This is a genomic window from Acidovorax sp. DW039, from assembly GCF_037101375.1.
Classification (GTDB): domain Bacteria; phylum Pseudomonadota; class Gammaproteobacteria; order Burkholderiales; family Burkholderiaceae_C; genus Acidovorax.
In genome coordinates this window covers 73,185-96,220 of sequence record NZ_AP029019.1, presented here as the reverse complement: position 1 = coordinate 96,220, position 23,036 = coordinate 73,185, and the positions used below count along the sequence as shown (strand labels likewise).

Annotated in this window: 14 protein-coding genes; 6 read left to right on the top strand and 8 right to left on the bottom strand. The window is 65.4% G+C overall.

Annotation, left to right across the window (positions count from 1 at the left end; translation table 11 throughout):
* Positions 1 to 220: 220 nt before the first annotated feature.
* On the bottom strand, positions 221 to 1,885 hold the full coding sequence (locus AACH87_RS00400) for a methyl-accepting chemotaxis protein (RefSeq protein WP_338796721.1): 1,665 nt from the start codon (positions 1,883 to 1,885) through the stop codon (positions 221 to 223).
* Positions 1,886 to 2,011: 126 nt separating this feature from the next.
* The gene (locus AACH87_RS00395; protein WP_338796720.1) at positions 2,012 to 4,339 is read right to left on the bottom strand and encodes a heavy metal translocating P-type ATPase; all 2,328 of its coding nucleotides are present in this window, start codon (positions 4,337 to 4,339) and stop codon (positions 2,012 to 2,014) included.
* Between the two features lie 185 nt (positions 4,340 to 4,524).
* Here AACH87_RS00395 and AACH87_RS00390 point away from each other — a divergent pair, with 185 nt between their 5' ends.
* From AACH87_RS00390 to AACH87_RS00380, 3 genes are all read left to right on the top strand, one after another.
* Positions 4,525 to 4,737 (top strand): cation transporter, encoded by a 213-nt coding sequence (locus AACH87_RS00390; protein WP_338796719.1) that lies wholly within the window; start codon positions 4,525 to 4,527, stop codon positions 4,735 to 4,737.
* Complete coding sequence (gene cueR / locus AACH87_RS00385) at positions 4,734 to 5,225, top strand: Cu(I)-responsive transcriptional regulator (protein WP_338796718.1); 492 nt, start codon at positions 4,734 to 4,736, stop codon at positions 5,223 to 5,225. The genes AACH87_RS00390 and cueR overlap by 4 nt, the downstream gene beginning before the upstream one ends.
* Positions 5,226 to 5,476: 251 nt before the next feature.
* Positions 5,477 to 6,583 (top strand): glycerophosphodiester phosphodiesterase, encoded by a 1,107-nt coding sequence (locus AACH87_RS00380; protein ID WP_338799063.1) that lies wholly within the window; start codon positions 5,477 to 5,479, stop codon positions 6,581 to 6,583.
* Between the two features lie 51 nt (positions 6,584 to 6,634).
* Here the strand turns inward: AACH87_RS00380 and AACH87_RS00375 are convergent, their stop codons facing one another.
* Positions 6,635 to 7,711, bottom strand: a complete 1,077-nt coding sequence (locus AACH87_RS00375; protein ID WP_338796717.1) for a recombination-associated protein RdgC — start codon at positions 7,709 to 7,711, stop codon at positions 6,635 to 6,637.
* A gap of 397 nt (positions 7,712 to 8,108) precedes the next feature.
* On the opposite strand from AACH87_RS00375, the gene AACH87_RS00370 reads away from it, so the two are divergent.
* Together AACH87_RS00370 and AACH87_RS00365 are read left to right on the top strand one after the other, a co-directional pair.
* On the top strand, positions 8,109 to 8,696 hold the full coding sequence (locus tag AACH87_RS00370) for a Spy/CpxP family protein refolding chaperone (RefSeq protein ID WP_338796716.1): 588 nt from the start codon (positions 8,109 to 8,111) through the stop codon (positions 8,694 to 8,696).
* A 129-nt stretch (positions 8,697 to 8,825) separates the two neighbouring features.
* Positions 8,826 to 9,329, top strand: coding sequence for a hypothetical protein (locus AACH87_RS00365; protein WP_338796715.1), 504 nt, complete (start codon positions 8,826 to 8,828; stop codon positions 9,327 to 9,329).
* A 775-nt stretch (positions 9,330 to 10,104) separates the two neighbouring features.
* Here the strand turns inward: AACH87_RS00365 and AACH87_RS00360 are convergent.
* From AACH87_RS00360 to leuA, 4 genes are all read right to left on the bottom strand, one after another.
* Entirely contained in the window at positions 10,105 to 14,673 is a 4,569-nt protein-coding gene (locus tag AACH87_RS00360; RefSeq protein WP_338796714.1) for an EAL domain-containing protein, read from the bottom strand.
* 194 nt (positions 14,674 to 14,867) lie between these two features.
* On the bottom strand, positions 14,868 to 15,977 hold the full coding sequence (locus AACH87_RS00355) for a 3-deoxy-7-phosphoheptulonate synthase (protein WP_338796712.1): 1,110 nt from the start codon (positions 15,975 to 15,977) through the stop codon (positions 14,868 to 14,870).
* 64 nt (positions 15,978 to 16,041) lie between these two features.
* A complete protein-coding gene (locus AACH87_RS00350) occupies positions 16,042 to 16,554 on the bottom strand; it encodes a C40 family peptidase (RefSeq protein ID WP_338796711.1) in 513 nt (170 codons plus the stop codon).
* Between the two features lie 179 nt (positions 16,555 to 16,733).
* Positions 16,734 to 18,485: a 2-isopropylmalate synthase gene (leuA, locus tag AACH87_RS00345; protein WP_338796709.1), complete on the bottom strand. Its 1,752-nt coding sequence runs from the start codon at positions 18,483 to 18,485 to the stop codon at positions 16,734 to 16,736.
* Between the two features lie 105 nt (positions 18,486 to 18,590).
* Here leuA and AACH87_RS00340 point away from each other — a divergent pair, with 105 nt between their 5' ends.
* Positions 18,591 to 18,731: a hypothetical protein gene (locus tag AACH87_RS00340; RefSeq protein WP_338796708.1), complete on the top strand. Its 141-nt coding sequence runs from the start codon at positions 18,591 to 18,593 to the stop codon at positions 18,729 to 18,731.
* Between the two features lie 185 nt (positions 18,732 to 18,916).
* Here AACH87_RS00340 and AACH87_RS00335 read toward each other — a convergent pair whose 3' ends face one another.
* Entirely contained in the window at positions 18,917 to 22,903 is a 3,987-nt protein-coding gene (locus tag AACH87_RS00335; protein ID WP_338796707.1) for a WG repeat-containing protein, read from the bottom strand.
* Positions 22,904 to 23,036 lie beyond the last annotated feature (133 nt).

Genomic DNA, 23,036 nt, shown 5'->3' with positions numbered 1-23,036 from the left:
CCGATTTCACTCCAACCCTTCGGGCAAGTGTCTTGCCGGGTGCCCGACCAGGGGCGGTCTGCGTTGTTGCATCGCTTGCCAATAGCACGGGCTATTGGCCGCGCGCTGCGCCTAGCAGCCCATCCCCTGGCCGGGCGCCCGGCAAGACACTTGTGCGACCCCAAAAAGATCTTGAACAGGTTCTTACAGGTCTCAGGGACCGGATCAGCAGTCTGCGTAATCAGCCCAGCAATGCCCGGGGCGCAGAGCGTGGGCCTGACAGCTCGCCGCGAGAGGTTGCGGCCACCGCAGGGGTTGCCGTGGCGTGGTGATGCATCATGGCTTCGGACAGGCGGAACTGCTCCACCACCTGCGACAGGCGAGCCGCCTGTTCGCGCAGCGACTCGGCCGCGGCTGCAGATTCCTCCACCAGCGCCGCGTTCTGCTGTGTCATGCGGTCAATCTCGCCCACCGACTGGTTCACCGCGCCAATGCCTGCCGACTGCTCGGAGGCCGCCGCCGTGATCTCGCCAATGATGTCGCCCACGCGCTGAACGCTGCTCACGATTTCCTTCATGGCCGAGCCAGCGTCTTCCACGTGGCGCACGCCGCCATCGACGGCGGCCACGCTGCTCTGGATCAGCGTCTTGATGTCGCTGGCCGCTGCAGCGCTGCGCTGGGCCAGGCTGCGCACTTCGCTGGCCACCACGGCAAAGCCACGACCCTGCTCGCCCGCGCGGGCGGCTTCCACCGCCGCGTTCAGCGCCAGGATGTTGGTCTGGAAGGCAATGGAGTCGATCAGGCCAATGATGTCCCCGATCTTGCGGCTGGAGGCCGAGATCTCATGCATGCTGGACACCGCCTGCTCCACCACCGAGCCCCCGCGCGTGGCCGTGGTGCTGGCCGACACCGCCAGCTGGTTCGCCATTTGCGAGGAAGAAGCCGTCTGCTGCACCGTGGCCGTGATCTGCGACAGCGAACTCACTGCCGCCTGTGCGTTGCTGGCGGTCTGCTCGGTGCGGTGCGACAAGTCCTGGTTGCCGGTGGCGATTTCCTGGCTGGCGGTGGCAATGTTGCCGCTGGCATCGCGCACCTGCGCCACCAGCGAACCCAGGCCCTGCTGCATGTCGCCCAGGGCGCGCAGCAGGTCGGCCACTTCATCACGCCCTTCGGCGCGGATGGCTTGCGAAAGGTCACCGCCTGCAATAGCCTTGGCGGCGCGCTGGGCTTCATCCAGCGGTTTGCAGATGGAATGCATGTTCAGCAAGGTCAGGGGCACCACCACCACCACGGTGATCAGCACGGCCAGTGCAAACAGCCACTTGGTCTGGGTGGAGACGCTCTTCTGGTCAGCCACCGACTTGTCCACCTTGGTGCGCAGAACCTCTTCCAGGTTCTTCATCAACTTGTCGGCTTCGGCAAACTCACCCACGGCCTTGCCACTCATGCGGTTGGCAATGGTGGCCGTGTCATAGCCCCCGGCCTCCAGCTGGCGTGCCACATGGGCAAAGGCTTCCTTGTAGCTGTCCAGGCGTTTGATGATGTCCCGCACCACGGCGTTGTCCACATCCTCCTCGCCCTCCAGGAAACGCGAGGCCACTGACTTGGCTTTGTCCAGGCTCTCCAGCCACTTGGTGTGCGCGGCCTTCACCACCTCAGGCTTTTCATAGCCAATGATCATGTCCTTTTCAAACTGCCGGATCGACCCCATGGTGGCGTGCAGCTGGGCCATGTACGTCACCTCCTGGAACGAGGTGTGCATGAAGTCTTCGCTCATCGAATAAATGCGGAACATGCCCAGCATGCCCGCCCCACCCAGCAGCCCCAGCAAGCTCAACACCACGGCGATGGCCCCCAGCATTCGGAACCGGATAGTGAACAGCCGCATGAGCGAAAAAAGATTCATGATTGACATTCCTCAAGATGGAGACGCACCGCCAGAAATACCTAGGTATTCCGCAATTTTTTAGTTTACTTTTCTGAAACTATTTGTTGCAGTTTGCCAGATTTGGATGCTTTCCTTCGGGGTTTATCACATGCGCCACCGTTTGAGTAGAAGGGCATTTGCCATCACGCTCACGGAACTGAGGGCCATGGCTGCCCCCGCCACCACGGGACTGAGGTAGCCCAGGGCCGCCAGCGGGATGCCCGCCACGTTGTACGCAAAGGCCCAGAACAGGTTTTGCCGGATCTTGAGCACCGTGCGATGGGAGATGTCCAGCGCCGCGGCCACCAGCCGCGGGTCCCCCCGCATCAGGGTGATGCCTGCGGCGTGCATGGCCACATCGGTGCCGTTGCCCATGGCCATGCCCACATCGGCGGCGGCCAGTGCGGGGGCATCGTTCACGCCGTCGCCTGCCATCGCCACAATGTGGCGCTGTGCCCCGGCCCCGTGCCCAGCTGTTACATCTGAGCCGTTGCCCTGCTGCAACAAGCGCACCTGCGCGGCCTTGTCCGCAGGCAGCACCTCAGCCATTACGTCACCCGCATCCGGGTCCAGCCCCAGCCGCCGCGCCATGGCACAGGCTGCGCCCCGGTTGTCCCCAGAGATCATCACCGTGCGAATGCCCCGCGCCTTCAGTGCTGCCAGCGCCTCGCGTGCGCCGGGCTTGGGTTCGTCACCAAAGGCCAGCAAGGCCCGCACCTGCAGGCCCTGCTGGGAATCCAGCGTGTGGGCAGCCACGGCAGACACGGTGTACCCCTCGGCCTGCAAAGCCTGCGCACGCTCGGCCAGCGGGGCAGGCAAGGCTGCATCAAGCTCCTGCATCCAGCGCAAGCTGCCAATGTGCCAGGGCTGGCCCTGCACCCTGCCTTCTGTGCCCCGTCCCGGCACCGCACGCACCGCTGCCACCTGGTCAGCCCCTACGGGTGGCACCGCGCGCTCTGCCGCTGCTGCCACCACCGCACGGGCCAGGGGGTGTTCACTGCCTGCCTGCACAGCTGCCACGGCGGCCAGAATGCCCACCGCGTCTGCATCGTCCGCCAGATCCAGGGCCACCAGCCGGGGCTGGCCTACGGTCAGCGTGCCCGTCTTGTCAAAGGCCACGGTGTCCACCTTGTGGGCCACTTCCAGCGCCTGCACATCCTTGATGAGGATGCCGTGCTGCGCCGCTACGCCCGTGCCCGCCATGATGGCCGCAGGCGTGGCCAGCCCCAGCGCGCAAGGGCAGGCAATCACCAGCACCGCCACGGCATGCACCAGGGCCGCTTCCACCCCGGCGCCGCTCCACAGCCAACCCAGCAAGGTGACCAGGGCCAATGCCAGCACCACAGGCACAAACACGGCAGAAACCTTGTCCACCAGCCGCTGCAGCGGGGCCTTGGCGGCCTGTGCGTCCTCCACCAGCCGGATGATTTGGGCCAGCACGGTTTCAGACCCCACGGCCAGCACCTGCATCACGATGCGCCCTTCCCCGTTGATGGACCCGCCCGTCAGCCGTCCGCCCACCTCACGGGCCACAGGCAAGGGCTCGCCCGTCAGCATGGATTCGTCCACCTGCGTCTGCCCCTCGGTGATCACCCCGTCGGCAGGGATGCGCTCGCCGGGGCGCACCACCAGCCGGTCACCCACCAGCACCTCCGCCACGGGCACATCCACTTCGCCAGTCTTACCCAACAGATGCACCACATCCGGCCGCAAGGCATGCAGCGCGCGGATCGCCGCCGTGGTCTGCCGCTTGGCGCGGGCCTCCAGCCACTTGCCCAGCAGGACCAGCGTGACTACCACCGCCGAGGCCTCAAAGTACAGATGCGGCACATGCCCGGGGTGATCGGCAGGAGCCGTCAGCCACAGCCACATCGACAAGCCCCAGCCCGCGCTGGTGCCCACCGCCACCAGCAAGTCCATGTTGCCGCTCAGCGCCCTGGCTGCCGCCCAGCCCGCCTTGTAAAAGCGTGCGCCCAGGATGAACTGCACCGGCGTGGCCAACAGAAACTGCGCCCAGGCGGGCAACATCCAGTGCATGCCCAACAGATCCCCCAACATGGGCAGCACCAGCGGGGCCGACAACGCCAGCCCCACCGCCACGGGCCCAAACCCGGCCCAGGGCGAGGCGTCCTCAGCCCCATCCCCCACATCGGCAGTGCGCGGCTCGTAGCCCGCATTGCGCACGGCGCGGCGCAACTGTGCGTCCATGGCCGATGCCTCAGCAGCCACAAAGGAGACCCGGGCCGACTCGGTAGCCAGGTTCACCGTGGCATCTTGCACGCCGGGCACCTTGCGCAGCGCCCGCTCCACGCGGCCCACGCAGCTCGCGCAGGTCATGCCGCCAATGCCCAGGTCCAGCGACAGAGCGGCTTCGGCCACGGCTGGAGAAACAGAGGGTGAGCGGAGGGATGGGGTGGGGTTGGAGGTCGTCATGGGCAAGACAGTAATCCTTGACGCCATGTGAAGGTCAAGGCTTGTTCACCATCCAACCCTTTTTTCCACTTTTTTGACCAGGGCAAAACATCTGCTTGACCCTGCCACCATGTGAAGGTTCATGATGGAGCCCAGACCGGTTCACCATCGCTCGAAACCCATTCACCTTCCAACAGGAGCACACCATGTCCAACGCGCCCACCACCCAAACCTTCCAGGTCCAAGGCATGACCTGCGGCCACTGCGAACGTGCCGTCACGCAGGCCATCCAGCAGGTGGACCCTGCTGCCACCGTGCAGATCGACCGCGCCAGCGGCCAGGTGCAAGTGCAGACCACCGCCGCGCGCGAGCCCTTGGCTGCCGCCATTGCCGAAGAAGGCTACCAAGTCGCCGCATGACAGCCCCCACCGCACGGCAGGCCCCCACGGCGCGGTCCGCCTGGCCCGTGCCCATTGGCGAGGCCGCGCGCCGCGCTGGCGTGTCGGCCCGCATGGTGCGCCACTACGAATCGCTGGGCCTGCTGCCCCCCGTGGCGCGCACCGACAGCGGCTACCGCCAGTACACCGAGGCCGATGTGCACACCCTGCACTTCATCCGCCGCGCGCGCGACCTGGGCTTTTCCATGGAGGAAATCGCCACCCTGGTAGCCCTGTGGCAAGACCGCAGCCGCACCAGCGCCCAGGTCAAGCACATTGCACAAACCCACATCGCCCAGCTCACCGAACGCATCGCACAAATGCAGGCCATGCAGCGCACCCTGCAAACCCTGGTGGGCTGCTGCCACGGCGACGACCGGCCCGACTGCCCCATCCTGGACGACCTGGCGGGAAGCGGAAGCGGAGGTAGGCTGCAGCCAACGCATGAAGGAAAAGCGAGCAAGGTTTAGCTTGCTACTGAATTTGTAGCTTCCTGCGCTCTGCATACGGGCGCAAAAGCCCAATTTCATTGATAGGCAACGCTGTCGTCAGCGCTTCATCCACCTGTGCCACCATGTACCGCTTTGCTCATGTACAGGAGGAGGAGACCATGCGCAACACCGTTCATCACCCCGTTGGCAGCCCTTTTCACAACGGCGCTACCCAGCCCCTTGACCGGGCCACCCCATCCGGCATCGCCCGGCGCCACATGGCGCTGGTGATGGCCGCAGCCGCCCTTGGCTGCTACGTCTTGCCAGCCACTGCGGCAGACTCCGCCACCTGGCCGCCCACACCCACGGTGATCGGTCACCGCGGCGCCTCCGCCCTCAGGCCGGAGCACACGCTGGCTGCCTACCAAAAAGCCATTGACGATGGTGCAGACCTGATCGAGCCGGATCTGGTCATCACGCAGGACGGGGTGCTGGTCGCCCGGCACGAGAACGCGATCGCCATCCTCAACCCCGATGGCAGCGTGCGTGAGGCCACCACCGACGTGGTGGACCGGCCCGAGTTTGCGGCCCGCAAGACCACCAAGACGATTGACGGCACCGCCATCACCGGCTGGTTTGTAGAGGACTTCACCCTGACCGAGCTCAAGACGCTGCGTGCGCGCGAGCGCATCCCGGCCATCCGCCCCGCCAACGTGGCCTACAACGGGCAGTTCGAGGTGCCCACGCTGCAGGAAGTGATCGACCTGGCCAAGTCGCAATCAGCAGCCAAGGGGCGCACCATTGGCGTCATCCCCGAGACCAAGCACCCCAGCTTCTTCCAGTCCATCGGCAAACCGCTGGAGCCCGCCCTGCTGGCCGTGCTGGAGAAAAACGGCTGGAACCACAAAGACGCGCCGGTGTATGTGCAGTCTTTCGAGGTGGCCAATCTCAAGGCACTGCGCCAGCAAAGTTCGGTGCGCCTGGTGCAGTTGCTGTCACCCAATGGCCGCCCTTATGACTTTGTGGCAGCAGGCAACACCCGCACCTATGCCGACATGGCCACTGCCGAGGGGTTGAAGGAAATGGCCACCTATGCCAACGTGGTGGGCGCACACAAAGACTTGGTCATCCGCCCCAAGGACGGTGTGCTGGGCACCCCCACCGCGCTGGTGAAAGAGGCCCACGCCCTGAACCTGGCGGTTCACATCTGGACCCTGCGCCCTGAAAACGCCTTTTTGCCTGCATCGCACAAAAAGTCGCCCGCCACAGACCCCACCGCGCGTGGCGACAGCGTGGGCGAGATCCAGACCTTTCTGCGGGCCGGGGTGGATGGCTTTTTTACCGACGACCCCGCCGTGGGCCGGGAAGCCGTGCAAGGCCTGAACCTGCGCAAGTAACGCGATGCGTGCATCCGGCGCGGATGCACGCATTGCCCAGAGCGCTACGGCTCAAAAGGGTGCCGAATCGGGATCGGTATCCACAGGCGCAGTGGCCGGGCCTGTCACCACCCCGCCGCCAGACTTGCGCACGGGCGTGGCAGGCACGGCACGCTGGGCCGGGGCCGCTGGCGCCGCGCCCACTGCGGATGCATTGGCAGGCCCTGCGGCGGCAATGGCCTCAGCCGCACTGGCCACGCCGCTTTCTGCCTCGCCGCCCAGGGCTTCGATCAGATCGGGAATCAGCTTGACCAGCTCGCCCGTGGCAATAGCCACGTCGGTGTCAAAGCCGCCATCGTCGGCCTTGGTGCCTTCAAACACGGTGTCCAGAAACGACAGCTTGCGCACCTGCAGCCCCTCGGTGAGCATGAAGGAGACGCGGTCGTCCCAGGTCAGCGCCAGCTTGGTGGGCAACTTGCCTTGCTGGATGTGCTGCTGCACTTCTTCAATGTCGAGCGGGTGGCGTGCGTAGCGCACCACGGCCTTGGCTTCATCGGCGCTCTTGAGCTCGCACTCGCGGTCGATGCTGAAGCCCACGGGCGGCTCCTGGGTGGCGAGCCAGTGCGCCATCGCCGCTTGCGGGCTGGTCTGGGTGTTGAGCAGCGAGACCGACAGGCCCGGCAGCGAATCCACCAGCAGGCTCACCACCTCGTCGGCGCGGCCCTGGGCCGAGGTGTCCAGCACCAGCAGGCGCGCATCGGTGTCAATCCACACCCACAGGCTGCCCTGTTTGGTGAAAGCCATGGGCAGCAAGTCCAGCTTGGCCTCGTCCTTGAGTTCCTTGCTTTCCTTCTTGCCGGGCTTGCGACCGGTTTCCTGCTCGATGCGGGCGGCTTTTTCCTTGACCTTGCGGTTGAGCACCGAGCCGGGCAGCACCTTGGTCTCGACCATGAAGCGCAAGATCCACTGCCCCCCGACCGACTCCACCAGCGCGCCATGCGCCTCGCCCCGGGGCGCAATCCAGCCCAGCGACTTTTCCTGGGTGGCGCCGCATTCCGTGAAAGGCGTCTTGGCCAGCGCTTCTTCCACCTGCGTCAAATCAGCCTGCCAGCCAGGAGCAATGCGGTACACGATCAAGTTCTTGAACACGGAAATCCTTCGTTTCGTTGTGTCTGAGGTGGGTGATTGTCGGTGCAGCCAAGGCATGCGCCGGGCCGTCAGCGCTCAGGGGTTGCAACACAGCGCAACGACCCTGTGGAGAAAGCTGTGGAGCAGGTTGTGGACAACATCCACGCCACGCCCTGTAAAGCTATCAAAAACATAGCTATTTACGCTTTATCCGTGAGCGCTAGCAGCGTTTTTGACAATTACTGCACCTCACTGTGGCAGCAGCGCGGCTGCGCGCGCTGCACCACTTGTTGGCACAACTTTACACAGGCTTCAAGCGCACTCACCTGCGCGAAACACAGGCGGCGCACACTGCCACGCAACTGCTGCAACGGTCGTTGCGGTGGACTGATTCCCTCCCCGTGAAAGGAACGAGACCATGACACAGGCATTCTCTACCCGCCGCCTTCTGGCTACGGCTGCACTGGCCGCCCTGGCCCTGCCCACCCTGGCCCAGACCCCACCTCCTCCCGCAGCGCCCGCTGCCCGCACAGCCAACGCCGATGCCCCCGGCCGCGGTGCCCGCGATGGCCGTGACGGCGACATGCAAAAGCGCCACCAGGAACACATGGCCAAGCGCCAGGCTGCGCTGAAGGAAAAGCTCAAGCTCACTGCCGCACAGGAAGGTGCCTGGACGGAATTCACCACCGCCATGCAGCCCCCTGCCCGCCCTGCGCGCCCCGACCCCAAGGAACTGGACAAACTCACCACCCCTGAGCGCATCGACCGCATGCGCACCCTGCGTGCCCAGCACACCGCCGAGGCCGACCGCCGGGATGAGGCCGTGAAAAAGTTCTACGCCAGCCTGAGCCCGGAGCAACAAAAGACCTTTGATGCCGAGATGCCCCGCGGCCCAGGCATGCATGGAAGACCCGGCATGCACGGTGGCCCTGGTGGCCACGACCACGGCAAGCGCGGCGGCCCCCAAGGGCGCCCCACTCCGGACGGTGAAGGTTCACCCCGCTGAGAGCAGGTTCAGCCAGCGTTCTTCATTTCTTCATATCAGCAGGCAGAGCCCACACACTGCCTGCATCTCTGCTCTAAAGCCCGCCTCCGCAAGGACGGCGGGCTTTTTTGATGGCAAAAACCTGACTCTGTGGATAACCCTGTGCTTTTTTTCAGAGCAACTGGTGCGTTATCCACAGAAAAATGGAATCGGCCAAAGTTGTTGTCTGCCAGCGCGCAGATCCATACAGAATCGCGCACATGGTTTTTTGTCGCGCAAGTGCTTGTGAACATTGAGAAAAATACGGTTGTCCACAAAAACAGGCTTGCTCTATTACTACTGCTATTCTTCAACAATACTATTAAAGAACAACTGATCAACATCCAGAACACCCCCGCCGCAGGTTTGTGGAAACTGGATGTGCTGTGCCCTCTGCAGCCATGGCTTCGGGATATCGGAGTGCATCGGGCCACGGCTTTCGGTGTCTGGCGCAGATGGGCCCGCGTTGCGCCCATTACCTGCCGCACGATCCGCATGCCTCAGCGGGAGCGGCAGTCTTCAAGGGGAGCCCAAGGGGATGGACGCAGCTCACGTGACTTCTGCACAGGGCTCCATGCCATCAAAGACCTGCCGCCGGTACGCGGTTGGACCTGACGCTCTCAGCACCTGTTCAAGGGCTCCACAGAGCCCCAGGTCCTGCGCAAGGCTCTTTTTAAACGCGTTCTTTCCCCGCACTGCACGGCTGCGACCTGTTTTCAGGGGGAGCATCTGAGCGTGTTGCCACTGCACGCTCAGACTCCCATGCCCCTGGGTTCCGTCTGTTTGCTATTAAAAAGTGAGCTGCTTGCACTTATTCCGCTTGCGGTAGCGGTCATTTTTGGCAGAAATGCGCTGCTCTGCATAAAACTGGGGATAGTTGTGGCACAAGTGCCTGCTTATCCACACCAAAACACGTTCTGCCGTTTTTGTCCCCGTTGGCGTGACAGCACAAACAGGGCTTGGCACACAGGGTTTGGTAGCATGCAAGTGCTTGACAGCATTGAGAAAATTCCGCTTGTCCACAGAAAAGGGCTGCCTCTACTACTACGACTATGTTTTTATAAGGAAATTAAAGAGAAGACAGAAGAACAACTTCCTGAAATCCGGGGCGGGTCAGGAAGGGGACTCAAAAACGCGTTGAGCGGGTCGGATCGCAGAAAAGCGCAATGTGGGCTGGAGCACACTCCAAAACCTGCTCCCGCACGGAAAACGGTTGGGCCGACCTATGCCCTCAGGAGTTAATGCCCTTCAGACGGCTTAAGAGGCCTGATAAGGGCTTTGAAAGGCGTTGGTAGTGGGGGGTGAGCACAAAAGGGAAACGCCGCGCACAGAGGCTCTGAAGCGTTCCTGGGCAAGGACGAACCTTCAACCCGGTGGCTTGATATGGCGGTTAGCGCTGCTGCAGCGCATCGGCCGCATGGGCTTTGCGCTCAGGTGGGGTGGATGGAGCGGGGAGCATCCTGTGCAAAAAGCCGTCCAGCTCCTCAGCAGGCAGGGCCTTGCTGAAGAAGTAGCCCTGGTACAGCTCGCAGCCTGCGTGTGCCAGCAGATCGCGTTGTTCTGCCGTTTCCACCCCCTCGGCAATCACTTCCAGTCCCAGGCTGCGGGACAGGCCGATGATGGTGTCCACAATGGCGGCGTCGTTCGGGTCGGTCAGCAGGTCGCGCACAAAGCTCTGGTCGATCTTAAGCTGGTCCAGCGGCATGCGCTTGAGGTAGCTCAGGGACGAGTAGCCGGTGCCAAAGTCGTCCAGCGAGAACCCCACGCCGTAGGCACGCAGCGCTGTCATGGTGGCAATGGTGGCCTCCATGTCCTCCACCAGCACGCTTTCGGTCAGCTCCAGCTTGAGCTGGCCCGAAGGCGCCCCGGTGATGGCCAGCACCCGGGCCACGTCTTCTACAAAGCTGGGGCTGCGGAACTGGCTGGAGCTGACGTTGACGGCCATCGTCAGGTCGCGGCGCAGCGGGTCTGCCTGCCAGTCGGCCAGCAGCTTGCAGGCGTGGTGCAGCACCCAGCGGCCCAGCGGCAGGATGAGGCCGGTTTCCTCAGCCAGCGGAATGAAGTCGGACGGCGGCACCATGCCCCGGCGAGGGTGCTTCCAGCGCAGCAGGGCTTCCACGCCCGCCACACTGCCGGTGCGCTCGTCTGCCTGGCGCATCTGGGGCTGGTAATGCAGCAAAAACTCGTCCTGCGCCAGGGCCACCCGCAGGTCGGCTTCCAGCGCGGCGCGGGCTGTCACCACGGCCTGCATCTGCGGATCAAAAAAGCGTAGCGTGTTGCGCCCTGCCGTCTTGGCCTGGTACATGGCCAGGTCGGCCTGTTTGAGCAATTCGCCCACGGTGGTGGATTCCGTGCCCGTGAAAGGCGCAATGCCGATGCTGGGCGTGCTGCGGTACTGGTAGCCCTGCAACGGGTAGGGCACCGATAGCATGGACAGGATCTTCTCTCCCACACTGCGCGCATGCAGCACTAGGTCGTCGCCGCTGGGGCTCAGTTCTTCCAGCATCACCACAAACTCGTCGCCGCCCAGGCGGGCCACGGTGTCCACATTGCGCACGCAGTGCGTCAGGCGCGTGGCTACCTGCTGCAGCAGCAGATCGCCCTGGTCGTGGCCCAGGGTGTCGTTGAGCTGTTTGAAGTTGTCCAGATCGATGAACAGCAGCGCCCCACCCTGCTGATGGCGCCGTGCGGCGGCCAGCGCGTGGTGCATGCGGTCCATCAGCAGCATGCGGTTGGGCAGGCTGGTCAGCGGGTCGTAGAAGGCCAGGCGCTGGATTTCCCGCTCGGTGGCCTTGCGCTGGGTGATGTCGGTGTTGATGGCGAGGATGGACTGGGGCCGTCCGTCGTCGCCCCGCACCAGCGTCCACCGCCCCTCCACTTCGATGGTGCGGCCGTCGCGGTGCTTTTGCACCAGCTCGCCCGTCCACTCGCCATGCTCCACCGTGGCCTGGGTGGCGCGCAGGAAAGGGGCCGGGTCGTCGTACAGCAAAGTGTCCACCGCCTGGCCCAGCACCTGCAGGCGTGTCCAGCCGTACATGCGCTCGGCACTCTTGTTCCAGTAGATGATGCGGTGGTCCAGATCCCGCACCAGGATGGCATCCTGGGCCTTGTCCAGCAGCGAGGCCTGGTGCCGGATGCGGGCATCGGCGGTCTGGCGTTCAATTTCTGCCGAGGCGCGTGCCGCGAAGATCTGCAGGGTGGAGGTGACAAAGTCCAGGTCGGTCAGTGGCTCGCGGAACAGCACGAAGATGGCGCCGATCACCTCCCCATCCATGTTGCACAGCTGTTGCCCCGCAAACGCGCGCGCCTGCATGCCGCTGCCCAGGGGGGAGCCGGGGTACTGCTCCAGCATGTGATCGGGCACCACGTACTGGCGCTGGGTGAGCAGCCGCATGCTGGGCGTGCCCTCCAGCGGCAGGTCGAACGCAGGCTGGACCACGCCGTCCACCACCGTGCCCATGTTGATGGCGCGGGGCTGCCCACCGGCTTCCGGGGCGGCCAGCCGTATCAGGCTGCCGGCCTGTGCGCCCAGGGCTTCGGCCATGTTGCGGGCCAGCTGCACAAAAAATTCGGTGCCGGTGCTGACCGACACGGCCGCCGCCACCTTGGTGACCGACTCCAGCATGCGCCGCTGCGCCTGGTGCGCCCGCAGGCTGGTGATGCCAAAGGCCAGATCGTTGGCCAGCTCCTGCAGCAGCTCGGCTTCTTCGTTACTGATGTGCAGAATCTCCGGGGCGTACAGGTACAGCAGGCCAAAGGTGCGGTCCCGCTCGCGCAGCGGCAGGCAGATCACCCCGTGAAAGCCATGGTCCAGCATGCGCTGGGTCCAGTCACCAAAATCAGGGCTCTGGCGAATGTCCTGCACGATCACCGGCTCGCCACTGCGCACCGCACGCCCGGCGGGGCCTTGGCCGTAGGGGCTGTCCGGGTCCCAGCTCACCTGGAGTTTTTCCAGATATTCGCGGCTGTGCCCCGCGTGGGCCATCTGCTCAATGGTTCGCTGGGCGTCGTCCCGTGCAAAGCCGACCCAGCCCATGCGGTAGCCTCCAATGTCCACCGCGATCTGGCAGATGGATTGCAGCAGTGCTTCTTCCGAGGTGGCGCGCACCAGCGTCTCGTTGCACGCACTGAGCAGCCGCTGGGCCCGGCCCATGCGCGCAATCTCGCGCTCGGCCCGGCGGCGCTCGGTGATGTCAATCGCCAGGACCTGCCGGGCTTCCACCCCGTTGAAGCTGATGCTGCCCGCGGTGATCTCGACCTCGAACACGCCACCATCCTTGCGCACCTGACGTGTGACGACTGGCACCAGTCGGCGCTGGGGATTGGTGGTCTGCACCGAGGCCATCACCCTGGCTCGCTCGCGCTCGGGCCACAAGTCCAGCAGGTTCATCTGCAGCAGCTCGGCCTCGGTGTAGCCGTACAGCGCCAGCATGGCCTGGTTGACGGCCAGCAGCCTGAAGGTGGACCGCTCGTACACCCACATCGGATGCGGGTGCTCGTCAAACATCAGCCGGTATTGCTGGGCAGAGGCCTGGAGCTGACTGGCCACATGGCGCAGCTGTACCGTCGTGCCCAGCGATTCGGTCAGGATCTCCAGCCGGTCCACATCCGAGCGCGAGAACGCATCGGTCTGGTCCGATGTGACCTTGAGCGCCCCCACGATCTGGTTTCCGGCCCGCAGTGGTGCTGCCATGACCGAGCGCACGCCCCAGCGATGGGGCATGGACGCCATGTCCCACCCGGCGGCTTCGGTGTCGTTGCACCACACGGTGCGCCCTTGGCGCAAGGCTGGCCACAACAAGCTGTCGTGTACGGAAAGCAGGCTGCCTTCGGGCCGCACCATATCGCCCACAGACGCCTTGGCCACCAGTTGCTCGGCTTCCAGCAGCTCGATCATGGCGCCGCGTGCGCCCGTCTGGCGCTGCACTGTCAGTGCCACCAGTTTCAGCGCATCGGGCAGGGCCATGTCCAGCGACGATATCTGCTGCTGCACCTGCAGCAGATCGGCATGGTGCTGCGCGTTGCGCTGTGCCTGCAACTCCGCCTGGTGCTGTGCGGACACGTCCTGCAACGCACCTTCCACCCGCACCGTTTGCCCGCGCTCGTCGCGCACGGCCTGCCCGGCAATGCGCACCCAGGCCACCTTGCCGCTGGGGGCCGAGACTTCTGCCACCTCGTCCAGCGGCTGCCCCAGGTACATGCAGGCCTGCAGTGCAGCCCGTATGCGATCGCTGTGCTGGCGGGTGAAAACGGCGACGAGCTGTTCCAGCGGCGCCCCTGCAGCGGGCAAGTCCAGCCGCCGTGCCAGTTCTGGCGACAGGGTCAGGGTCTGGTCGGGCAGGTCTACCGCCCAGCCGCCCAGCCGCGCTGTGCGGCTGGCAGCCTCCAGCACACGGGTTTGCGAACGCAAGGCCGCATGCATTTGCTCGCGCTCGTTCAGCATCTGCTGCAGCACATGCCTTTGGCGGCGCAGCTCCAGCTGGTCCATGGTCTGGTGCGCCAGCATGCGCAGTGCCTGCAGTTCGTTGTCTGTGATCTGGCGGCTGCGCGTGTCCATCACGGCCAGCGTGCCCAGGGCGTGCCCCTCCGCCGTGACCAGCGGAATGCAGGCATACCAGCGCACATGCGGTGGGCCCACCACCATCGGGTTGGTCGCAAAGACCGGGTGCGTGGTGGCATCCTCCACCACCATGGGTTCGCCAGGGCTGCGCAATGCATGGTGGCAAAACGCGAGGGAGCGCTGCGTTTGCCGCACCGGAATGCCGACCGAGGCCTTGAACCATTGCCTGTCGGCATCCAGAAAGTTCACCACCGCCATGGGGGTGTTGCACAGGCGGCTGGCCAGCAGCGCAAGCTGATCAAAACACTCTTCGTGGGGTGTGTCCAGAATGGAGTAGGAATGCAGCGCCTTGAGCCGCTGCGCCTCGACCTGCTCCCGTTCTGCCACAGGGTCGCTCACACCGTCCCCCTGTGCGGGCAACTGCGGCGCGTTGGCAGATGTCTGTGATGCGAGGTCACCGGCATGGAGTGCAAAAACGGGAAGAAGTGGCGGAAGCTGGCCCTGTGAATCCGTCCCCAAGGCCAGCCGCGGCCAATGCTACACCCAGCAAATGCTCACTGCGGTGCAGCAATCCATACGGTTAGTGCAAATGCCTATGCCGATTTGTAAAGAGCCCGGCGTGCGCGCACGGCTGCAGCCAGCTCTTGCAGCACGGGCACTGTCTGGGCCATGCTGATGCAGGCATCGGTCACCGACACGCCATGGCGTAGGGGCTGGCCGGGCACGATGTCCTGGCGGCCTTCGTTCAGGTGGCTTTCAATCATCAGACCGGTGATGCGCTGGTCTCCCGCTGCAATCTGGCCTGCCACATCCTGCGCCACGTTGATCTGGCGCTGGTGCTGCTTGCTGCTGTTGGCGTGGCTCACGTCGATCATCACCTGCTCGCGCAGGCCTGCGGCCTTGAGCATGGCGCAGGCGGCGTCCACATCGGCCGCGCTGTAGTTGGGCTGCTTGCCTCCGCGCAGAATCACGTGGCAATCCTGGTTGCCGCGGGTTTCAAAAATCGCGGCCTGGCCCATCTTGGTCATGCCCATGAAGGCGTGCGATGCCTGTGCGGCCTGAATGGCGTCGCTCGCCACCTTCACGCCGCCGTCGGTGCCGTTCTTGAAGCCTACGGGGCAGCTCAGGCCGCTGGCCAGTTGGCGGTGGCTCTGGCTTTCGGTGGTGCGTGCGCCAATCGCGCCCCAGCTCACCAGGTCGCTGATGAACTGCGGCGAGAGCAAATCCAGAAACTCGGTGCCGACCGGCAGGCCTGCGGCTAGCACGTCCAGCAGCAGCTTGCGCGCCAGCTCCAGCCCTTCGTTGATGGCAAAGCTGCCGTCCAGGTGCGGGTCGTTGATGTAGCCCTTCCAGCCCACCGTGGTGCGGGGCTTTTCAAAGTACACCCGCATCACCACCAGCAGGTCGTCCTGCAGGGCATCGGCCTGCACTTTCAGGGCGTGGGCATATTCCATGGCCTGGGCATGGTCGTGAATGGAGCAGGGCCCCACCACCACGATCAGCCGGTCGTCATGCCCATGCAGCACGCGCGAGATGGCGGCGCGGCTCGATTCCACCAGCGACAGCGCTGCGTCGGTCGGCGGCAGCCACTCTTGCAGCAGCGCAGGTGTGATGAGCGGGCGCACGGCCTTGATGCGCGTGTCATCAATGCGCGTGGTGTCGTGGGTGGATACGGGGGTAGCGGAGCGGTGTGCGTGGGTCATGGTGGCGATATTGTCACCGCAGCCTGGGTGTGCCCATCAGCCCCCCTGCTTCACGTCCCCAGGCTCAGGGCCTGCGAAACGATGGGTTCTGGCGTGACCAGTATTTCGACTCGATATGGTCCATGCGCACTTCGCCGCCAGTGGAGGGCGCATGCACAAAGCGGCCTTCGCCCACGTAGATGCCTGCGTGTGATGGGGCTCGCCCGCGGCCAAACACCACCAGGTCGCCGGTGCGCAGTTCGCTGTCGTCAATGCGCTGGCCCCAGTTGCTGAGCTGGGCCACGGTGCGTGGGGGGGGTGTGCCCACTTCGTGGCGGTACACGTAGCCAATCAGCCCGCTGCAGTCAAAGCCCGAATCGGGGGTGTTGCCACCATAGCGGTAGGGTGTGCCCACCAGGCCGAGGGCGTGGATGGCAATGCTGTGGGCTTGCTCGTCCGTGAGGGTGGAGCGCACCGTGCGCGGGGTGGGGGGCTGGCTGCCATCCCCCATGCCGGGGCCCTGCACCACGCGCGGCGTGCCGCAACCGACCAGCAGCGCTGCCGCTGCCACCACCATGAAACCTTGAAGTGCTCGCATGGCGCGCAAGGTTAACGGATGCAGGCTGCTGCACGCTGAATGGGGTTCAATCCGTTGTGGCCACCGTGGGGGTATGGGCTGGACAGGTGAAGCAATTTATGGATGGAAATAGCCGCTAGCGCTTATAGGGTAAGCGCAAGCAGCTATTGTTTTTGTAGTGGATGGATACCACCCACACATCACGCGTTGGATGCCACCCTGGCAGCGTCGGTTGCAGCGCCTGTTTCAGCACGGTGGGTATCCACGCCCTGCCCTGCCAGGCCTGCGCGCTGTGCCAGGCGGTTGGCTACGCTCACGATGGCCTGGACCGAGGCGGTCACGATGTTGTGGCTCATGCCTGCGCCGAAGGTGGCACCGCTTGCGCCTTCCATCGCCGCTTCCACAATGGCCAGGGCCTGCGCATGGGCACCTGTGCCGGTGGCGCGTTCCTCGTAGTGGTCCACACGCAAGGGCAGGCCCAGCGCATCCACTGCCGCGGCAATGGGGCCGTTGCCTTGTCCGCGCAGGGTTTGCCGTGTGCCGCCCATGGTCACGTCCAGCTCAATGCCCTGGCCGTCTTCGTCCAGCCGGTGGCCGTGGCACACCACCAGTGGTGCGGGGGTGCCAGTTGCCGAAGGATGAGCGGGCAGGTAGGTCTGCTGGAACAGCGCCCACAAGGCACCGCCGTCCACTTCGGATTCGCTCGCGTCTGTGTGGCGCTGCACCACGGCGCTGAACTCCACCTGCATGCGCCGGGGCATCACCACGCCGTGCTCGCGCTCCAGCAAAAAGGCGATGCCGCCCTTGCCGGACTGGCTGTTGACGCGGATCACGCTGTCGTAGGTGCGGCCCAGGTCGGCAGGGTCGATGGGCAGGTAAGGCACTTCCCAGGCTGCGTCTGCGCTTTGTGCGGCAAAGCCCTTCTTGATCGCATCCTGGTGCGAGCCTGAAAACGCGGTGAACACCAGATCGCCTGCGTAGGGGTGGCGGGGGTGCAGGGGGATGCCGGTGCATTCCTCGGCCACACGGGCCACCGCGGTGATGTCGGAGAAATCGAGTTGCGGGTGCACGCCCTGCGTGTACATGTTCAGCGCCATGGTCACGATGTCCATGTTGCCGCAACGCTCGCCGTTGCCAAACAGGCAGCCCTCCACGCGCTGCGCACCGGCCATCACGGCCAGCTCGGCGGCGGCTACGCCGGTGCCCCGGTCGTTGTGGGTGTGGACCGACAGCACGATGTGCTCGCGCGGGCTCAGGTTGCGGTCCATCCACTCGATCTGGTCGGCAAACACGTTGGGCGTGGCGTTCTCCACCGTGGTGGGCAGGTTGATGATGATGGGGCGGCCTGTGCCTGCACCCCAGGCGGCAATGGCCGTCTGGCAGGCCTTGAGCGAGACATGCAGCTCGGTGGCGCTGAAGGTTTCGGGCGAGTACTGCAGCGTCCACTGCGTTTGCGGCTGCTGGTCTGTGAGCTGCTTGAGGTAGCCCACGTGGTGGCTGATGAACTGCAGGATCTGCGACACGTTCATGCCAAACACAATGCGCCGCCAGGCCGGGGCGGTGGCGTTGTACAGGTGCACGATGGCGCGGGGGGCGCCCTGCACGGCCTCTACGGTGCGGGCGATCAGGTCCTCCCGCGACTGGGTCATGACCATGATGGTCACGTCATCGGGGATGAGGTTCTCGTCGATGAGGCGGCGCACAAAGTCAAAGTCGGTCTGCGATGCGGCAGGAAAGCCGACCTCGATCTCCTTGAAGCCGATGCGCACCAGCTCCATGAACAGCTTCATCTTGCGCTCGCCGTTCATGGGCTCGAACAGCGCCTGGTTGCCGTCGCGCAGATCGGTGGAGAGCCAGCGCGGGGCGCGGGTGATGGTGCGGCTGGGCCACTGGCGGTCGGGCAAGGCAACGGCGGCCATGGGGTGGTACTTGGTGGCGGGCTTGGCAATCATGAAAGGCTCCACATCGGTGGTGCCGGGCTGCTCAGGCGCGCATGGGCTGGTGTTGGCGCGGTATGGGGCAGCAGTCCCCGGCACAGGTCATCAGGACAAAAACGGATGACGTCCCCTGCAGCCCCTTGCGCGCTGGCACAAGGGCTGGTGTGGGGGCCGGGGTCAGGGGGATGTCGGGTGGGTTCAGCGGCTGCGCAGATCGGCAGCCGGGTATGCGAACGCGAGCAGACCCCGGCCAAGCACTAGTAGGCTTAGCGATAGTGGGGATAGGCGCAGGCTGCGTTGCATAGGACTGAAATGCTAGCACAGCCCTCGCAGCAGCGCACAACGGCCTTGCATGAAAGCTCGGATTTTGAAGCGCTTGCGGCCTGCAGCACCCGTCCATAAAGCGCAGCCAGCTATTGATTTGATAGTAGGTTGGCTGTTGTGCGTTATGGCGCGTACCGGGCACGCACGGCCCGTTGGTAGACGCGGTTCCACACAAACAGGTATACGGCCACCCAAGCCGCTGCCAGTGCCAGCCCGACCTGCGCTGGCTGAGCCCACGCAAACCGCAAAGCCCAATAGGCATCGGCAAAGCCCATCAGTGCAAAGGTGATGAGGCCTGCCCATGCGCCTTCTGCGCGCCACGCGGCCACGGAGACGACAGAGTGCGCTGCCAGCGCCAGCAGGCTCATCAGCGCGTGCAGTGCCAGTGCTGCCATGGGGCGCTGCTGCAGCCAGCCTGCCAGGCCCGGCAGGGTGGGCGGCCCGGGCAGCCGGGCACCGAGCGCAGTGTGCACGGCCCAGGCGGTAAACCATGCGCGGCTTTGCAGCCGCTGCAAGGTGGATGCAGCGAGCGATGCCGATGGGCCCGCGTGCCCCGCAAATGCGTGGTGCAGCACCTTGTCCTGCCACCACGACGAGGCCCCGGCCCTGCCCCGCTGCGACTTCTCTGCCTGGGCTTGCAGCGCTGTCCGTGCTGACCGCGCCACCTGGGCCCGCAAGTCTTCTGGCACATGCTGCAGGGCCTGCGCACTGTCTCGCACCGCCTGCACGCATACCGCCAGGGTGCGCCATGCGGGGGGCACCTGCGCCAGCCGCCAGCCCGCTTCGTGCACCCAGTCCATGCAGGCTTCCTCGCTGAGCATGGCGTGCGGTATCTCCTCCAGCGCCTTCTCGCCCTGGCGCAGGGCTGCCGCATAGCGTTCGGGCGTCATCAGCCGCTTGGGCACAAAGGCCACCGCCGCTTCGTCTGCGCGCAGTGCGGCGTCCACCATGGCGTGGGTGATGCGTGCACGCGGAATATGGGCCAGGGTGCGGGGGTGGCTTTGCAGTTGCGTAATCAGTTGCTCATCGGGCACGTCCGCAAACTGCGCGTGCACCAGCGCGGTCAGCCAGCGGGTGTCTTCGTCAGGTGTCCAGGGCGGCGTGTAGGGCGACTGCAGCGACAGCACCGTAGAGGCTTCCAGCGCGGCCTGCTGCGTCAGCCCCAGTGCGCGGTAGGCACTGGCCAGCACGTAGTGGGCGTGCTCAGGCCAGCGTGTGTGGGGCAGGCCGCAGCGCGCATCCTCCAGCGCCTGTGCGGGCTGGCCTTCCCACAGGTGGGCCCAGGCGCGCTGCACATGCCATGCGCTGCCATGGCGTGGCTGGCCTGATGGGCCTTGCCTGCGGGCGCGGGCCAGGTCTTTGTCGATGAGCTGTGTGGCCACCTGCACGGCCACGTCCTGCGGCACCAGGTGGAACATGTCCGGCCGGTCTTCCAGCGCGGCCACGCACACCGGCACGGTACGCAAGGCCAGCGGAATGTCCTGCAGCGACAGCCCGTTGGCGCGGGCTGATGCGAGGCACAAGTCCGGGGTCAGCAACGGCGGGGGCACGTAGCGGATCAGCCGACCATAGTCATGCCGCACGGCACGCTCTGCCAGCGCCGGGGTCACGCGTTGGGGCGGGATATCGCACAGGTTGTAGATGTCTGCCTGCAGCGCTGCGTCTTCCACCGCCGGGGTGCGCAGCCAGTGCGGCACCCGGTTCAGGGGCGCACCAGCACGCACGGCGCGTTCTGCCTGCGCGGGGCTCAGCAGGCAGCCCCACACGGCATCCAGGCTGTCGGCATCCCATGCGTCCGTGGGCAGGGGCACCTGGCTGCAGCGCTCGTCCACCGCATCCCATACGGGGTCGCCCGCATACAGTTCGCGGGCCAGCAGCAGGGCATCACGGGTCATGCAGACGGGTGGAATCTGCACCGCGCGCTGCACGCTGCTGCGCACCAGGGCTTCGAGCCTCTGGGGTGTTTGCAGGGCCGGGGGCACATCGGTGAGCATGGCCGGGTCCTGCTGCAGGGCCGTGTCCACCATGGCCTCGTCCCGCCACTCCACAGGGACGCCCGCCAGGGCATCGGGTTGCTGCTGCACGGCGTGCAGCCATTCTTCGCGCGTTTGGGGCTCGGGGGGCTCAGCGGCTTCGCTGTCATGGGTGGGGCTGAAGCGATGGCTGTGGTGTGCGGCGCCTTCTGTGGCTACAGACTCTCCCCTGTCTGCTCCCTCTGCAGTGATCCGGGCCGCAAGCTGTGCGGCGCGCAATGCGTCCACGCTGGGCGCGGCCATCAGCCACAGCTCCCACCAGGCATCGCCATCCCCGGTATCTGCGTGCGGGTACAGGCTGAGCCACAGGCCATTGGCTTCGGGCAAATGCACCTGCGGATTGGTGGTGGCCTGTGGGGGCAGAGGCTGGCGCAGTGGCAGCCACCACGCCGCCATGGGCAAGCCGTGGCAGTGTGGCGGGGCTGCGTGTTCGGGGTCGGGGTCTGCGGGGCCCCACTCGGCCTCCAGATGCTGCAGCAAGGTCTGCCGATTTTCGTCGGCGCTGCGCTGGTGCTGCGAGCCCAGAAACTCGTAGACACCGTTGTGCGCCTCGCCAATGTAGGCGCGCATCACCCGCCGCAGCGCGGTGGCGCGGCACCGGTCCAGCGCCTCCTGGTCGCCCTCTTCCACATCACAGCAAGGGTCCGCATCGGTGTCTTCAATCACCTGGCCTTCTTGCGGTGCCAGCCCCTGGGCCAGCTGGTGTAGGCGGCTTTCTGCTTCGGCCACTACAGCGCGGGCCAGTTCGGGAATGTGGTCTGGCGATGCCATGCCCTCCAGATGCTGCTCAGGCCGCACATCAAAGAAGGGCGTGGGGGCCTCGCAGTGCAGGTGGGGAGGGCTGTGCCACAGCGTCTGGCCCTGGCTGCCGTACAGCGTGACGTGTCCGTTGCCGTACAGCGCGCGCCACACCACCTGGCCTTCACGGTCCATCCAGGCCAGCTGGCCATCGGTGGTGATGAAGGGCACCAGGGCCGTGTCGGGCTGGGTGTTCGGAATCCACCCCTCGTGGTCGGTCAGCGGCTCCAGCAGGCCTTGGGGCGCAGGCACAAAACGGCCCTGGGTGTGCAGCAAGCCCCACGCATGGGTGGATGGCGCAGCGGCAGGCTGCAGTGCGGGGCTTTCCTCCGCCAGCCGGGCCACGGCGCATTCCATTTCGGCGCGAAAGTCGGTGGCGTAGGCCAGCGCAGGGGCCGGCACATGCCTGCTGTGGCTGTCCAGAAACCGGGATCCGTTGTAGCTGTCGGCCACCACCCCGCACACCATGTGGTGCGACAGGTGCTGCCCGCCCTGCACGGCCACCTTGCCGCGGGTGTTGAGGTAACCGCGCTCGCCGTCATCACCGGCAAAAAAGGCCAGTCCTTCGCTGTTGAACGGATCAATGCGCGCATACCGGGGCGTCAGCACCCATTCGCCTTCTGGGTTGATCAGGCCCCAGCGTTCGCCGTCTTCCGACGCGGCCGTCACGGCCTGCTCGTCAAACGGGTGGGCCTGCGCAAAGCGCGGCGCAATCATCCAGTGGCCGCGGTGGTCCACATACCCCAGCAGGCTGTGGCGGCTGGTGCCCTGCGGCTGTGCTTGCTTTGCCAATGCCAGCCCCACCGGTCCAAAGGTGTCCAGCCTGGCAAAGTGCGCATCGCCGGTGAATTGCCCCAGCCTGTCCACAATGCGCCAGGTGTGGGCCGCGGTGCGCACACCGGCCAGGCCATTGCGCATGGGGCGTGCATCTTCAAACTGCGGTGGCACCACCTCTTGGGCCAGCAGGTTCACATAGCCCCAGCGCCCTTCGCGGCAGAAGCGGGCCAGGCCGTCTTCGGTAAAGCCGCGTGCGTTGTCCAGTGTGGGGGCGATGAGCCATTGCCCCTCGCCGTTGATGTAGCCCCAGCGGCCATCGGTGGCCTGCGCTGCGCTGATGAATCCGCCGTGGCGATCGTCCTCAAACTCCACCACATGCTGCAGCGGGGGCTCGGGCATCACTGCATGGTTGGCATGCACGATCAGCAACACGCACTCCTGTCTGTCCGCGCTCAGCGGCAGGCGGGCCAGGCAGGGGGTTGCCGGTGCGGTGTGTGTCATGTGCGGGTGATCCTCCGGGCGGCATCGTAGCCACGACGCCCGCTGGCCGTGGTAACCATTTGCACCCGTCGCGCGCAGCCGACAGGGCCTGCAGAAATCACAGTCAAAACCGCCTGCAGCGCTTATTCAACAA